This is a genomic window from Alphaproteobacteria bacterium, assembly GCA_025800285.1.
Lineage (GTDB): Bacteria > Pseudomonadota > Alphaproteobacteria > JAOXRX01 > JAOXRX01 > JAOXRX01.
Genome location: JAOXRX010000059.1, coordinates 52,371 through 67,531, shown reverse-complemented (window position 1 = coordinate 67,531; position 15,161 = coordinate 52,371). Strand labels below are relative to the sequence as shown.

Here is a 15,161-nt window from a genome sequence, read left to right as displayed (position 1 = left end):
TTTTTTATCAGTGTTATTAATTTAATAGTAAAAAAACTCATAAAAAGAAAAGGAAAATATTATGTCAGAAGATAAGTCAAAAGCTCTTGAAGCAGCTTTAACACAGATTGATAGAGCTTTCGGTAAGGGGTCTGTCATGAAGCTGGGAGATAGAGAAGCAATTGATATTGAAACAGTATCAACTGGATCTTTAGGCCTAGATATAGGTTTGGGAATCGGAGGACTACCAAGAGGTAGAATTATTGAAGTTTACGGTCCAGAATCGTCAGGTAAAACAACTTTAGCTCTTCATGTAATTGCAGAAGCTCAAAAGATTGGTGGAACATGTGCATTTATCGATGCAGAACATGCTCTTGATCCAGCTTATGCTAATAAATTAGGAGTCGATGTTGATAATTTATTAATATCTCAGCCAGATGCGGGTGAGCAAGCATTAGAAATTACAGATACTTTAGTTCGTTCAGGAGCTTTAGATGTTTTAGTTGTAGATAGTGTTGCTGCTCTTGTACCAAAAGCTGAGTTGGAAGGCGAAATGGGAGATTCTCATATGGGGCTTCAAGCAAGATTGATGTCTCAAGCTCTTAGAAAATTAACAGGATCTGTTTCAAAATCAAAAACAATCGTTATTTTCATTAACCAAATTCGTATGAAAATTGGTGTGATGTTTGGTTCTCCTGAAACAACAACAGGTGGTAATGCTCTTAAATTCTACTCTTCAATTCGTTTAGATATCAGAAGAATAGGTTCTATCAAAGATAAAGATGAAATTATCGGAAATAAAACAAAAGTTAAAGTTGTTAAAAATAAATTAGCTCCTCCATTCAGAAATGTAGAGTTTGATATTATGTATGGAGAAGGTATCTCAAAAATGGGAGAAATTCTAGATCTTGGTGTTCAATGTGATATTGTTGATAAATCTGGAGCTTGGTTCTCATATAATGGAGAAAAATTAGGACAAGGTAGAGAAAAAGCTAAAGTTTTCTTAATGAACAATCCAGAAATATGTGCAGAAGTAGAGAATAAAATTCGTGAAAATGCAGGTTTGGTTTCAGAAGCAATGCTACTAGAAACTGAAGAGATTTCAGAATAATAATTTAAAATTAAAAAATTAATGAAACGAATCTTTTTTCTGCTTGAAAAAAGATTCGTTTTAGTTTATAAAAAGAGTTAGTATAAGAATAAAGTTGGTTTTATCATATATATTTGAAAAAAAAGGATTTTTACATTTGTGATTTAAAGTAAAAATCGGCTTTTAATATAATAATTTAGAAAGGCAAAAGAATGTTTGAAAAGGTATTTGGATTTCTATCAACAGACATGGCCATTGATTTAGGAACAGCTAACACTCTTGTTTATGTGAGTGGTAGAGGTATCGTTCTTAATGAGCCTTCTGTTGTTGCAATGGAATTTTCATCTCATGGCTCAAAACCTGTTGTTAGAGCTGTTGGTGAAGAAGCAAAACAAATGTTAGGAAGAACTCCTGGGAACATACAAGCTATCCGTCCTCTTAGAGATGGTGTGATTGCAGATTTTGATGTTGCTGAAGCAATGATTAAAATGTTCATTAGAAAAGTTCATAATAGAAAAAGTTTCATAAGCCCAAGAGTGGTTATTTGTATCCCAACAGGTGCTACAGAAGTTGAAAGAAGAGCTATTAGAGAATCTGCAGAATCTGCAGGTGCTAGAGAAGTACAGTTAATTGAAGAGCCAATGGCTGCTGCTATCGGTGCAGGGCTTCCTGTAAAAGAACCTACAGGTTCAATGGTTGTTGATATCGGTGGTGGAACAACAGAAGTGGCTGTTATTTCTCTAGGTGGTATAGTTTATGCTAAATCTGTTAGAGTTGGTGGAGATAAAATGGATGAAGCTATTATTTCATACATTAGAAGAACTCATAATTTGTGCATAGGTGAAAGATCTGCTGAGCAAATCAAAAAAGAAATTGGGGTTGCTTGTCCTCCTGAAAAAGGTGAAGGTCAAAAAATTGAAATCAAAGGTAGAGATTTGATGAAGGGAATACCAAAAGAATTGGTTATCTCTGAAAGACAAGTTGCTGAAGCTCTTGCTGAGCCAGTAGCATCAATCGTTGATGGTGTTAAAATGGTGCTTGAGCACACAGAACCAGAACTAGCTGCTGATATCGTTGATAAAGGTATTGTGTTAACAGGTGGTGGAGCTCTTCTTAAAAACTTAGATGCTGTTTTAAGAAAAGCAACAGGACTTCCTGTATCTGTATCAAATGATGCTTTATCATGTGTGGCTATTGGGACAGGTCAAGCTTTAGAAAGCTCTAAAGCTCTATCAGCACACAGTGGTATCTTTGTAAGATCTTAATAGATTTTTATATTTAAAAGTGCCATTTTGATGATGTCAAAATGGTGCTTTTTCTTTAGATTATCTATAAATTGACATAATGTCATTATTAATATAAAATCAATAGTATAAAACAATATGCGAGAATAAAATGGGAAAACATCATAAGCAGAATTTACATTTTACAAAAATGTCTTTAAGCTCAAGTCTTATAAAAGAGCTTTATATGATTATTTGTATATTGTTATCAATTATGTTATTAACCCTAGAGGCTACAAAATCTACAAGTTTAGAAAAATCAAAAATGGCTCTTTATGACTCTTTTTCTCCTATTTTTAGTTCTGCTAATACATTAACAAATACGATAGATGATTTCTTTTTAAATTTTAATACTGTTTCCTCTCTTAATAAAAAAAATAAAAAACTTTTAGAAGAGAATGCAATTATGCAAGCTTGGAGAAATAAAGCTCTTAGATTTGAAGCAGAGAATAAATCATTACAAGACTTATTAAAGTTCTCTGATGGTTTTGATTATGATTTTAAATCTTCAAGAATTGCTATAGATAACTCTAGAGGATTTCATAGAAATGTGGTTATAGAGTCTTCTAATTTTGAAAAAAATCAAAGTGTAATGTCATCAAGAGGTTTAGTTGGAAGAATTCTAGAGACAGATAAAGATTTTTCAAATGTATTATTAATAACAGATGTTGATTCTAAAGTTCCTGCTATCGTAGAAAGAACTAGGGATAGAGTAATAGTAGCTGGTCAAAATAGTAGTACTTTAAGGTTGGATTATTTACCTGAAAATGCAGAAATAACCATTGGCGATAGGATTATAACATCAGGAGATGGCTCTGTTTTCTTGCCTGGTTTATTTATTGGGACAGTATCTTATATAGATTCTGGCAGAATAGAAGTTAGCCCTGCTACAAACTTTAATAAAGTAGAGTTTGTATCGGTTTTAATAGAGGAGAAAGACTAGAATATGCTAAGAAATATATCTTACTCAAGTTTACAGTATATGGCTATATCAATTTTATTTTTGATAGTTAGTATAATACCTTTCCCATTTGTGGCTAATATATTTATACCATGGTTTATACCTTGTTTTTTTGTATGGCAGTGTAAAAATGATTATCATTTCCCCCCAGTGTTTATCTTCTTTATCTCATTGATTTTTGACTTTTTCTCAGGTGGGTTATTGGGATCATCATCTTTAATAATACTATTTTTCTCTAGGCTGATTTATAATAATAGATATATATTAAGAGGACAAACATTCTTTATTAAATGGATAACTTTCTGTATATGGTTATTGATTATATATATAGTTGATTATGCTCTTGTTTCTCTAATTGCAATGAAGCTTGTAGAAGGGTTAACTCATATTATGGGCTTCATTTTATTGTCTCTTACATATCCGATGTTCTATAAGGTGTTTCAATGGATAGAAGATCATGAGTAGATTTAATTTAAATGACATTATAACTAGAAGGCAGTTTTTAATTGGAGGAGGGAAGTTTATACTTTTCTCTAGTCTTGTAGGTAATATGTTTTATTTACAAATTATGAAGTCTGATAAGTACAGAAAACTTGCAGAGAATAACTCTATACAAACAGAGCTTATTGCTCCATCAAGAGGTAAGATATTAGATAGATATGGAAAAATTTTAGCTGATAATAAAAACAGCTTTTCAGCTATTATGATACCAGAGCAAGTAGTTAATCTCGATCTGATGTTGTTAAAATTAAAAAAGATAATAGGGCTTACAGATTCTGATATAAGTATAATACAAAAAGAAATAAAGCGAAAAAGAAAATTTTTCCCTGTGATGATTAAAGAGTATATTACTTGGGAAGATACTGCAAAAATAGAAGTTAACTCTGTTAACTTAAAGGGAGTCCTTACTCAAATTGGAGAGTATAGATATTATCCTTTAGGTAAAATGGCAGCTCATTTTTTAGGATATGTTGGTAAGGTTTCTGATAAAGAGCTAAGAAATGATGATGATCCAGTTCTTTCTCTTCCTGGTGTTAGAGTAGGTAAGAATGGTATAGAGAAATACTATGATAAACAGTTAAGAGGCTTTGTTGGTTTTGCGGAAACAGAGGTTAATGCTTATGGAAGAAAAATAAGAAAACTGGATGAAAAAAAAGGAGAGTCTGGTAAAGATATAACTTTGTCAATCGATAGCGAGTTTCAACAATATACTCAAAGTATTATAGATAAAGAAAAAAGTGCAAGTGCAGTTGTTATGGATGCTAATACAGGAGAGGTTTATTCTATAGCTTCTTCTCCATCTTTCGACCCTAATGATTTTGTGAAAAGAATATCTCCGGGGCATTGGAAAAGTTTAATCAATTCAGAGCTTGCTCCATTAACAAATAAGGTTGTCTCGGGTTTATATCCTCCCGGTTCAACATTTAAGCCAATTGTTGCTTTAGCTGCTCTTAAAGCTGGAGCTATTTCTACGAGAACTAGATTTGAGTGCCCTGGGCATATGGATGTAGGTAATCACAGATTTCACTGTTGGAAGAAGCTGGGTCATGGATCTGTTAATGTAATTGAAGCTATGGAGCAATCGTGTGATGTATTTTTCTATGAGCTTGCAAAAAAAATAAAAATGGATGAGATAGCTAAAGTTGCATTTGATTTTGGGCTTGGTGAATTAACTAATATTGATTTAACAGGAGAGAAAGCAGGATTAATTCCTACCTCAGCTTGGAAAATGGCTAGGTTTGGAGAGAGATGGCAATTGGGAGAATCTATTATCGCTTCAATCGGTCAAGGTTTCGTGCAAACTACTCCAATGCAACTAGCTGTTATGACTTCAAGATTGGTTAATGGAGGGAGAAAGATATATCCTCATATTGTTTCAAAAATTGGAAGTGAAAAATATGTTCCTCCAGTTCCTGAAGACTTGGGGTATAGTAAAAAACATCTTAAAGTAATCTTAGATTCTATGGCAGGAGTAGTTAATAATAAAAGAGGTACAGCTTACAGAAGTAGAATTAGAAATAAGGATATGAAAATGGGAGGTAAAACGGGTACTTCTCAGGTTAAAAGAATTTCTATGAGAGAGAGGGAAGATGGTTATGAAAAAACTACAGAGACTCCTTGGAAGCATAGAGATCATGCTTTGTTTATTGGTTATGCTCCAATAGATAATCCTAAATATGTTTGTTGTGTTGTTGTTGAACATGGTATTGGGGGTAGTTCTGTTGCAGCACCTATAGCTAAAAAGTTACTAAGTAAAATTCAAAAGAAATAGATTTTTATTTAATTTATAAAAAAACTCTCCTAATTAGGAGAGTTTTTTATTTCTATATCTTAACTTTAATTAGTTAACTAGACTTTCGATGATTTCTTTAACAGGTTTTTCTTCTTTTACTAGTCCAACAATTTGTCCAGCCATAAGAGATCCTGTTTCAATATCACCTTCAATAACAGCTTTTCTTAAAGCTCCAGCCCAATAGTGTTCAACTTGAGCTTGCCCTTCAGCAACTTCACATTCTCCATTATCGCATTTCTTAACTATTTGTTTTTGGAATTCCATAAAGTCTTTACTTGCTTTATTTGAGATTGCTCTAACAGGGATTACAGGGAATCTTGAGTCAATTTGAGAAGATGCGATAGCATCTCTAGCACTTGCTTTGAAATATGCTTTCTTGAAGTTTTCATGAGCAATAGATTCTTTAGCAGCGGCGATTATTGTTCCAATTTGAACTCCAGCAGCACCTTGTTCTAGATAGCACTCAACCATTTGTTTTGTAGCAATACCACCTGCAACAAATACAGGAACTTCTGTGATGTTTGGTAGAATTTCTTGAGCTAGAATACCTGTAGCAATTGGACCTATGTGTCCACCAGCTTCAGCACCTTCAATAATAAGAGCATCAGCCCCATTTCTTATAAGCCTTTTTGCTAGTATTAATGCAGGAGCAAAACAAATAACTTTTATGTCGCCTTCTTTAAGTTTTTTAATAGTTTCACCTTTAGGCAATCCTCCTGCTAGAATAACATGAGAAACTTTTTCATCTAAACAAACTTCAACAAGTTCATCTAATTGAGGATGTAATGTAATTAAATTTACACCAAAAGGGTTGTCTGTTTTTGCTCTGGTTTTTTCAATTTCTTCCCTTAGAATTTCAGCAGGCATTGAACCACTTGCTATAACTCCAAATCCTCCAGCATTTGAAACAGCTGAAACTAAATTGCTTTCTGATATCCAAGACATCGCTCCGCCCATTACAGCATACTTAGTTCCTAAAAATTCACAACCTTTTTTCATCATTTTTTTTATACTAGCCATTTTTTTCTCCATTAATTTAAAATAATTAAGTTAGATATACTATTTTTTTATTGAAAAGTCAAGAAAGCTTTACAATAGCTCTTTTATCAAAGCTACAGTTGAACAGTCATGATTTATTTCATCAGCTTCTTTTCTTCTGATTTCGTCTTCTATTTGAACTGCTAGAACTTTACCTAGCTCAACACCCATTTGATCGAAAGAGTTTACATCCCAAAGTACACCTTGAACAAATACTTTATGTTCGTACATTGCAACCAGCTCTCCAAGAGAGAAAGGAGTTAGCTTATCGATTAGAATAGAGTTTGTAGGTCTATTCCCTTCAAATATTTTATGATTTACTTGTCTTTCAATTTCTGTTTCTTTGAATCCTTTTGCTCTCATTTCTTTTAGAACTTTATTTCTTGTTTTACCAATCATAAGAGCTTCAGTTTGAGCAATGAAGTTTGAAAGTAAAGTTGTGTGATGATTTGCATTGCCTCTTAGATTTTGTTTAAATGCAATGAAATCAGCAGGAATAATTTTTGTTCCTTGATGTAATAGCTGATAGAAAGAGTGTTGACCATTTGTTCCCGCTTCACCAAAGATAACAGGTCCTGAACCTATGCTTACTCTATGCCCGGTTTTTGTTATTCTTTTACCATTGCTTTCCATGTCTAGTTGTTGTAGATATGAAGGAAGCTTGCTTAAGTATTGAGAGTACGGTAGTACTGCATAACTTTGTAAGTTCCAAATGTTATTATATAGATACCCTAATAACCCCATAATTACAGGAATGTTTTTACTTAACTCTGCTTGTTGGAAATGATAATCCATACTGTAAGCTCCATCTAAGAACTTGTAGAAGTTATCCATTCCTACAGATATAGCAATAGGTAATCCAATAGAAGACCATACACTATATCTTCCTCCTACCCAATCCCAGAATTTAAACATGTTTTCTTTATCAATACCAAATTCTGAAACTGACTTTTCATTTGTTGAAAGAGCAACAAAGTTTTTGCTAATATCATTTTGCCCAGTTTCTTTTATGAACCAAGATTTAGCACTGTTTGCATTCATTATTGTTTCTTTTGTAGTAAATGTTTTTGAAGCAATAATAAATAAAGTTTTGCTTGCATCTAGTTTTATTAAAGTTTCAGCTAAATCAGCACCATCAACATTTGATACAAAGTGCATTTTTATATTTCTATCTGAGTATGCTCTTAAAGCATTGCAAACCATATCTGGCCCTAAGTAAGATCCTCCAATACCAATATTAACAACATCAGTAATAGTGTCTCCATTGACACCTTTCCATTCTCCATTTCTAACAGAGTCAGAAAAAGCTTCCATATGATCTAATTCTTCTTTAACTAAAGGTCTAACATCTACTCCATCTACAATAAGAGGTGATGATGATTTGCTTCTTAATGCTGTATGTAGAACTGCTCTGTTTTCTGTGAAATTTATTTTTTCACCACTAAACATATCGTCTCTTTTTTGTTCTAGGTTGCAGTTTTTAGCAAGTCTTATTAAAAGTTCCATAGTCTCATGGTTTATTCTGTTTTTAGAATAGTCAAAAAGAATGCCAGAATACTTTATAGAAAAATCTTTAAATCTATTCGGATTTTCATTAAATAAAGTATTCATTTTTACTTTTGAAATAAAATCTTTGTTTAGTTGTAGCAGATTAGTAACTTCTGCAACTCTTATATTTTTTCCCATTATTTTTTTATCCTTTTATTTTTTAGGCTCTATCACAGGCACATTGCCATTATTGATTTTATAGCCTTGTTTTTTGTTTTCTTTTAACCTTTTAGCTTCTTCTGCATTGTCTATAATAGTGGAGTTGTCTTTGTTCTTCCAGAACATTATTTTGTTAACTACTTTTCTATTATTTGCAGGATTACTATTGTTTGTTAATTCTTCTCTAATGTTTTTATCTGAGCTATCTGCATTTATTGTAGATAGAAAAGATTTATCTTCGTTATTAAGTTTATTTATAGAATCTTTTTCTCCTAAAACAGAGTTTTTTACTTCATTGGAAATATTGCTTGAAGTAATCCCTTTGTTTACAGGTGGTGTAACATTATACTCTGGAGGGAGTGATAATGGCTTTCTGGTTATAACAGTGAACTCATCAGGAGTCCTTCTTCCTAAACCTAAAGTTTGCTTGTCAATAGCACAAGCTGATATACATGAAACTAACAATAAACTAACTATTAATTTTTTCATTTTGATTCACCTTTTATAAAAACATTTTCTAATAGCATTAAAACTACACCAATGAATATACAAGAATCTGCAACATTAAAAGCAGGGAAGTGATAATTCTTAAAATGAAAATCCAGAAAGTCCACAACTCCTATGTGTAGAAACCTATCTATTGCATTACCGATAGCTCCTCCTAATATAAGAGCGATAGAAGTGCTTTTATATAAAGAAGTGCTTTTTCTTAACCAATTTATTAAAATTATGGATATTGATAATGTTATAGTAGCAATAATTGACAACTCTAACAAGCTTCCTCCATTTATCATGCCGAAGCTTATGCCTCTATTATAGACAAGAGATAAATTGAAAAACTTGGTAATTTTTATAGAGTTAATACCATCTAAAACTCCTAAAATTAAGTGCTTAGATAACTGATCTAATATTACTATAATAATAGATGTAGCATAGCCAATTAGTGATATTTTTTTACTATTAATCATGAGTTAAAATATATAGAATAGCTTTTAAAAAAGCAAGTATTTAATGATAAATTAGCTTAATGATTATATAATTAATGTTATATAAGATTAGTTAAATAGTAAAAGCATCATATATTTTACTTAATTCTTCGAATCTTAGCACCTACGGCTGATAATTTTTCTTCTATTTGCTCATATCCTCTGTCTAGATGATAAACTCTATCAACAATAGTTGTGCCTTTTGCTATTAATCCAGCTAATATTAAAGATGCTGATGCTCTTAAATCTGTTGCCATAACGGGGCAGCCAATAAGATTTTTTACTCCATGTACTATGGCATTATTATGAGAGATTTCAATGTTTGCTCCCATTCGATTTAATTCAGGTACATGCATAAATCTATTTTCCCAAATCGTTTCACAAATATTTGCACTGCCTTTAGCAATTGTCATTAATGCCATAAGTTGAGCTTGCAAGTCTGTAGGTAACCCTGGATGAGGCTCTGTTGTAAAGTCAACACATTGTAATTCAGTATTGTCTTTTCTTTTAAATATTAGTCCTTTTTCTGTATCTATAACTTCTGCACCAGTTTTTTCTACAATTTCTATAAAAGATTCAAGGTCTTGTCTTTTTGCTCCTATAAGCTCAATTTCACCGTCTGTTATAAGAGCAGCAATTCCATAGGTTCCTGCTTCAATTCTATCTGCGATGATATCATGAGTGCAACCATTTAATTTTTCTACTCCTTCAATCGTTAGGGTTCTTGTACCTTTACCTGATATTTTTGCTCCCATTTTTATTAAGCAATCTATAATATCATTGATTTCTGGTTCTATAGCACAATTTTCTAAAACAGTTTTTCCTTTTGCTAATGTTGCTGCCATTAAAGTGTTTTCTGTAGCTCCAACAGATACAACGGGGAATTTAATATTTCCTCCTACTAAGCCTCCTTCAGGAGCTTTAGCTTTCACATATCCATTTTCTATTGCAATAGTAGCTCCAAGAGCTTCCATACCTTTTAGATGTAAGTCAACAGGTCTAGCTCCAATAGCACAACCACCAGGTAAAGAAACTTCTGCTTCCCCAAATCTTGCAAGTAAAGGACCTAAAACTACAATAGATGCTCTAAATGTTTTTACAATTTCATAGCTTGCTTTTAATTGTTTTAACTCTTTAGCATGAAATGCCATTGCTCGACCAGTGTTTCCTTTTGGACCAGCTCCGCCATCTAGGGAGATTTTTACCCCCATACCATTTAATAATCTGCACATAGATGTTATGTCAGCTAGATAAGGCATGTTTGTTAGATGTAAAATATCATCAGTTAATATCGATGCCGCCATTATTTTAAGAGCAGAATTTTTTGCTCCACTTATATTTATTTTACCCTTTAGAGGACCGTTGCCAATTACTTCTATTTTATCCATTCTTTCCCTTCCTGGTTACTACCTTTTAAGAAGATTTGAGCTTTAAATTTTAAAATTGAAATTCAGGTATTTATATATACATTAAAATTACAATTTTAAAATTTAAAGCACAACTTTCCTTAAAACTTAGCAACTATAAATGTAAAAGTATTATAGTTTATTTTAGAGGTAGCATAAAACATAAAGTGTAATATTGCAAGGTTTATTTGAACTTCCAGATGTATCTGTCGCTTAAAGATGTAAGGATTTCATACCCTGAAGTTTTACCGCTTGCACCAAAAGTATCTAAGTCTTGGTTATCTCCTATTACTTCAACTAAGTCATTCTCTTTAATTTTGGTTTTTAATCGAGTTATGTCAACAGTCGTTAAATCCATAGAGATAACTCCTAAAATAGGAAGTTTTTTGCCATTAAAATAAAATGCTCCACTGTTCATATGAGATCTCATAATAGAGTCAGCATATCCTACTCCAATAATCGCAATTTTACCATCTTTTGGCATTATATATTTCTGATCATAGCCTATTGAATCACCTTTTTTCACATCTTTTATTTGTATGACTCTAGCTTTTATTTCTATAGCATTTTTCATAGGATTGCTAGAAAGATTAGTAGGGTTTATTCCATATAAGGCAGAGCCTGTTCTTACCATGTCAAGGTGATATTTCTTATTTTTGAATATGGCTGAAGAGTCAGCTATAGAGAACTTTGTGCCTTCAGGAAATAACCTCATAACTTGTTCAAAGTTTTTCTGTTGTTTTAAAGTATAAGTTTGGTCATCGTTTTGAGAGCATGCAAAGTGAGAAATAACATATTTAATGTTTAGTTTATCTAGGATGCCATCTTCTTTTAGGCATCTTGAGTCTTGAAGTGTTAATCCTAGCCTGTTTAGTCCAGAATCAAAGTGTATTAAACAAGGCATTCTTTCGCCTTTTTCCGCCCATAGATATATATTAGCACAGGTGTTTAATACGGGTATAAATTTATTTTTTAAATATATTTTATAATTCTCTTTTGCAATATCATGTAATACATATATATTTGCATCACGAGTATTAATGGACTCTTTTAGTTGTAAAGCTTCTGATAAATTAGCTACAAAGAAATCTCTAGCTCCTTCTTTGTATAGAAGTCCAAATATTTTATTAATGCCACATCCATATGCATTTGCTTTTAGCATAATAGCAATTGGAACTTTGCCAACTTGCTTTCTTATTGTTTTATAGTTTTTAACAATTACATTCTTTTTTATAGTTAATATAGCATTATAAATCATGACTCTGTTCCAAATTATCAAACTTCGTAAACCTACCATCAAAGAACAGGTGTACTGCCCCAACAGGACCATGTCTTTGTTTCGCGATTATAACTTCTGCTTTGTTTTGGACTTTGCTCATAGCTATTTGCCATTTTTCTAATTTTTCAGCATATTTTTCTTCGTTTTCTTTTGGCTCTTCTCTTTGAAGGTAGTATTCTTCACGATGCACGAACATAACAACATCGGCATCTTGCTCAATGGAACCAGATTCTCTTAAATCTGATAACATTGGTCTTTTATCTTCCCTTTGAGAAACTCCACGATTTAGCTGAGCTAAAGCAATAACAGGTATTGATAATTCTTTTGCTAGACCCTTTAACCCTCTGGAAATTTCTGCAATTTCCAAATGTCTAGCTTCTTGTCTTCCTAGAGATCCTGTAGTCATTAACTGTAGGTAATCCACTACAATCATGTCTAGGCCTTTTGTTCTTTGAAGTCTTCTAGCTCTTGATCTAAGAACTGGAAGAGATATGCCAGGAGTATCATCGATATACATATCTGCATTCATTAGAGTATTAACTGCATTTGTAAATGCTGTAAAGTCTCTATCATCTAAGTCACCTTTTCTCATTTTATGAGAAGGAACTCTGGCAGCATCTGATAAGATTCTTGCTCCTAATTCTTCCGCTGACATTTCTAATGAAAAGAAAGCAACTTTTGCACCGTTTTTAACAGCATTAAATGCTATATTAACAGCAAGGGATGTTTTACCCATAGCTGTAGCTCCGGCTAGAATGTTAAGAGCAGATGGATGGAATCCACCAATTTTTTTATCTAAATCTACTAACCCAGAAGATAAACCAGAAACACCACCTTCTTTTTGATATGCTTCTTCTGCAGTGTTAATAGCTTGAGTAATAGCATCGGTTAGGTTAGTAAAACCTTTTTTGCTTTCACCTTTCTCTGCTAAGTCATAAAGTTCTTTTTCTGAAGACTCTATTAAATTAGATGCTGGAGTTTCAATGTCATATCTTTTAGATTCTTTAACTAGACCTTCACCAATATGAACAAGTTGTCTTCTTGTATATAAGTCTTTTATCATAGTAGCATAGTCTTGTACATTAACTAGACTTGATACATTTATAGCTAAGTCATTTAGATATGCAGCACCGCCAACTTCTGATAAATCTCCATCGTGTTCAAAGTGGTTTTTCAATGTAACAGGAGATGCTAATTGTTTGTTATCAATTAGTCTAACTATTGATTGATATATTCTGCTATGAACAGGAGAGTAAAAGTATGATGGAAGTAGTATATCTCCAACTTCTTCTAGACACTCATTGTCTAAAAGTAATGCTCCTAAAAGAGATTGCTCAGCCTCTAAGTTGTGAGGTAATTCATTTGTTTTTTCTTCTGTATTTTCCATACTTATAATATACACAAATATTTTTTAAAAAGCAAGAATAATAAAAGTAGAAAGAGGGTTTAAATTCAAAAATAAGCTATCTAACTTACTTTTTATGTTTGATTTTTTTCTTCAAAAATGCTAAATGTTTTCTCATGACAAATAAAGAAAATAACACTCCTCATTATCATGGGCATAGAGAGAGATTAAAAGATAAATTTAGGAATGGAGGGGCAAAGTCTCTTTCAGATTATGAGCTTTTAGAGCTTATATTGTTCCAAACTATTTCTCGTAAAGATGTTAAACCTCTTGCGAAAGAAATGATTAATAAATTTGGCGGATTCGCAGAAGTAGTTTCTGCTCCAATATCTCTATTAGAGCAAGTGAATGGAATTTCAAAAAATACAGCTACGGCAATAAAAGCAATAGAGGCTTGCTCTATAAAGTTATCGCAAGAGAAAATTATTAATAAGTCTGTGTTGCAAAATTGGCAACAAGTTCTTGATTATTGCCACTCAAGTATGGCTTGGAAAAAAGAAGAGCAATTTAGAGTTTTATATTTAAACAGAAAAAATGTTCTTATTGCTGATGAAGTTCAGAGTGAAGGGACTTTAGATTATACACCAGTATATCCAAGAGAAATAGTAAAAAGATCTTTGGATTTAGGAGCCTCTGCTATTATATTAGTTCATAATCATCCTAGTGGAAGTAACTCTCCGAGTAAAGATGATATTTTGATGACTAAAGAATTGAAGAAGACTTTAAATGGTATAGATGTTTCTATACACGATCATATAATTATTTCAAGAGAGGGACATTACTCTTTTAAATCCAATATGATTATATAAAATGTGATTTTAAATTAACTGTATTTTGTTAGTATGCTTATATAAAAAAAGCTCCTCTAATGAGAAGCTTTTATTTAAAAATTAATTTAATAATTATTTAACTGTTGATAGAAGTTCTGATGTCTCAGCCGCTCTATCCATATTTAACATACCAACTGTATGATATCCTGAGTCAACATGTAAGTTTTCACCAGTAACACCTGTTGATAGATCGCTTAATAGATATAGAGCAGAGTTACCAACTTCATCAATTGTTACATTTCTTTGTAGTGGAGAGTTAAACTCATTCCATTTTAGAATGTATCTGAAATCACCGATTCCTGAAGCAGCAAGAGTTTTAATTGGACCCGCAGAAATAGCATTAACTCTAATTCCTTTTGGACCAAAATCATGTGCTAAGTATCTTACAGATGCTTCAAGAGCAGCTTTTGCCACACCCATAACATTGTATCTTGGCATCACTTGTTCAGCACCGTAATATGTTAGAGTTACCATTGAGCCACCATCATTCATGATTCTTCCAGCTTCTTTTGCAACTGCTGTAAATGAGTAAACTGAGATATCCATAGTCATTAGGAAATTGTCTTTTGTTGTGTCATAGTAAGCACCTGTTAAGCCTGTTTTATCAGAGAAAGCAATAGCATGAACTAGGAAATCTATTTTCCCCATTCTTTTTTCAACTTCTTCAAAAGTCTTTTTAATAGCTTCAGTAGAAGTAACATCGCATTCAATAACTTCACCAGCATTTAAGTCTGCTGCAAGTGGAGTAATTTTATCTACCATTCTTTCATTTGGAGCAGTAAGTATAAGCTCAGCCCCAGCTTCTTTTAGTGAGTTACATATTCCCCATGCAATTGACTTTTTGTTAGCCAATCCCATGATAACACCTCTTTTACCATTCATTAATTCCATTCTATTTTCCTTT

At 32.4% G+C, this 15,161-nt stretch carries 14 protein-coding genes; 6 read left to right on the top strand and 8 right to left on the bottom strand.

Annotated elements, in window-relative coordinates; all coding sequences use genetic code 11:
- Window positions 1–61 precede the first annotated feature (61 nt).
- From recA to mrdA, 5 genes are all read left to right on the top strand, one after another.
- Window positions 62–1,090, top strand: a complete 1,029-nt coding sequence (recA, locus tag OIF36_03040; protein MCV6599438.1) for a recombinase RecA — start codon at window positions 62–64, stop codon at window positions 1,088–1,090.
- 191 nt (window positions 1,091–1,281) lie between these two features.
- The gene (locus OIF36_03035) at window positions 1,282–2,334 is read left to right on the top strand and encodes a rod shape-determining protein (GenBank protein MCV6599437.1); all 1,053 of its coding nucleotides are present in this window, start codon (window positions 1,282–1,284) and stop codon (window positions 2,332–2,334) included.
- Window positions 2,335–2,464: 130 nt separating this feature from the next.
- Complete coding sequence (mreC, locus tag OIF36_03030) at window positions 2,465–3,295, top strand: rod shape-determining protein MreC (GenBank protein MCV6599436.1); 831 nt, start codon at window positions 2,465–2,467, stop codon at window positions 3,293–3,295.
- 3 nt (window positions 3,296–3,298) lie between these two features.
- Window positions 3,299–3,778 (top strand): hypothetical protein, encoded by a 480-nt coding sequence (locus OIF36_03025; protein MCV6599435.1) that lies wholly within the window; start codon window positions 3,299–3,301, stop codon window positions 3,776–3,778.
- Window positions 3,771–5,585 carry a penicillin-binding protein 2 gene (gene mrdA / locus OIF36_03020; GenBank protein ID MCV6599434.1) on the top strand — a complete coding sequence of 605 codons (1,815 nt, stop codon included), beginning with the start codon at window positions 3,771–3,773 and terminating at the stop codon, window positions 5,583–5,585. The genes OIF36_03025 and mrdA overlap by 8 nt, the downstream gene beginning before the upstream one ends.
- A gap of 69 nt (window positions 5,586–5,654) precedes the next feature.
- Here the strand turns inward: mrdA and OIF36_03015 are convergent, their stop codons facing one another.
- The 7 genes from OIF36_03015 to OIF36_02985 form a co-directional block, all read right to left on the bottom strand.
- Window positions 5,655–6,626 (bottom strand): nitronate monooxygenase, encoded by a 972-nt coding sequence (locus tag OIF36_03015; protein ID MCV6599433.1) that lies wholly within the window; start codon window positions 6,624–6,626, stop codon window positions 5,655–5,657.
- Window positions 6,627–6,695: 69 nt separating this feature from the next.
- The gene (gene pgi, locus OIF36_03010) at window positions 6,696–8,330 is read right to left on the bottom strand and encodes a glucose-6-phosphate isomerase (GenBank protein MCV6599432.1); all 1,635 of its coding nucleotides are present in this window, start codon (window positions 8,328–8,330) and stop codon (window positions 6,696–6,698) included.
- 15 nt (window positions 8,331–8,345) lie between these two features.
- Window positions 8,346–8,840, bottom strand: coding sequence for a DUF3035 domain-containing protein (locus tag OIF36_03005; GenBank protein ID MCV6599431.1), 495 nt, complete (start codon window positions 8,838–8,840; stop codon window positions 8,346–8,348).
- Window positions 8,837–9,319 carry a signal peptidase II gene (gene lspA, locus OIF36_03000; GenBank protein MCV6599430.1) on the bottom strand — a complete coding sequence of 161 codons (483 nt, stop codon included), beginning with the start codon at window positions 9,317–9,319 and terminating at the stop codon, window positions 8,837–8,839. Before lspA ends, OIF36_03005 begins: the two co-directional genes overlap by 4 nt.
- Before the next feature lie 116 nt (window positions 9,320–9,435).
- The gene (murA, locus tag OIF36_02995) at window positions 9,436–10,725 is read right to left on the bottom strand and encodes a UDP-N-acetylglucosamine 1-carboxyvinyltransferase (GenBank protein ID MCV6599429.1); all 1,290 of its coding nucleotides are present in this window, start codon (window positions 10,723–10,725) and stop codon (window positions 9,436–9,438) included.
- 202 nt (window positions 10,726–10,927) lie between these two features.
- A complete protein-coding gene (gene alr / locus OIF36_02990) occupies window positions 10,928–12,001 on the bottom strand; it encodes an alanine racemase (protein ID MCV6599428.1) in 1,074 nt (357 codons plus the stop codon).
- On the bottom strand, window positions 11,991–13,409 hold the full coding sequence (locus tag OIF36_02985) for a replicative DNA helicase (protein ID MCV6599427.1): 1,419 nt from the start codon (window positions 13,407–13,409) through the stop codon (window positions 11,991–11,993). The genes alr and OIF36_02985 overlap by 11 nt, the downstream gene beginning before the upstream one ends.
- 134 nt (window positions 13,410–13,543) lie before the next feature.
- On the opposite strand from OIF36_02985, the gene radC reads away from it, so the two are divergent.
- Window positions 13,544–14,236, top strand: coding sequence for a DNA repair protein RadC (gene radC, locus OIF36_02980; GenBank protein MCV6599426.1), 693 nt, complete (start codon window positions 13,544–13,546; stop codon window positions 14,234–14,236).
- Between the two features lie 93 nt (window positions 14,237–14,329).
- On the opposite strand, the gene OIF36_02975 is transcribed toward radC, so the two are convergent.
- The gene (locus OIF36_02975; protein MCV6599425.1) at window positions 14,330–15,148 is read right to left on the bottom strand and encodes an SDR family oxidoreductase; all 819 of its coding nucleotides are present in this window, start codon (window positions 15,146–15,148) and stop codon (window positions 14,330–14,332) included.
- Window positions 15,149–15,161 lie beyond the last annotated feature (13 nt).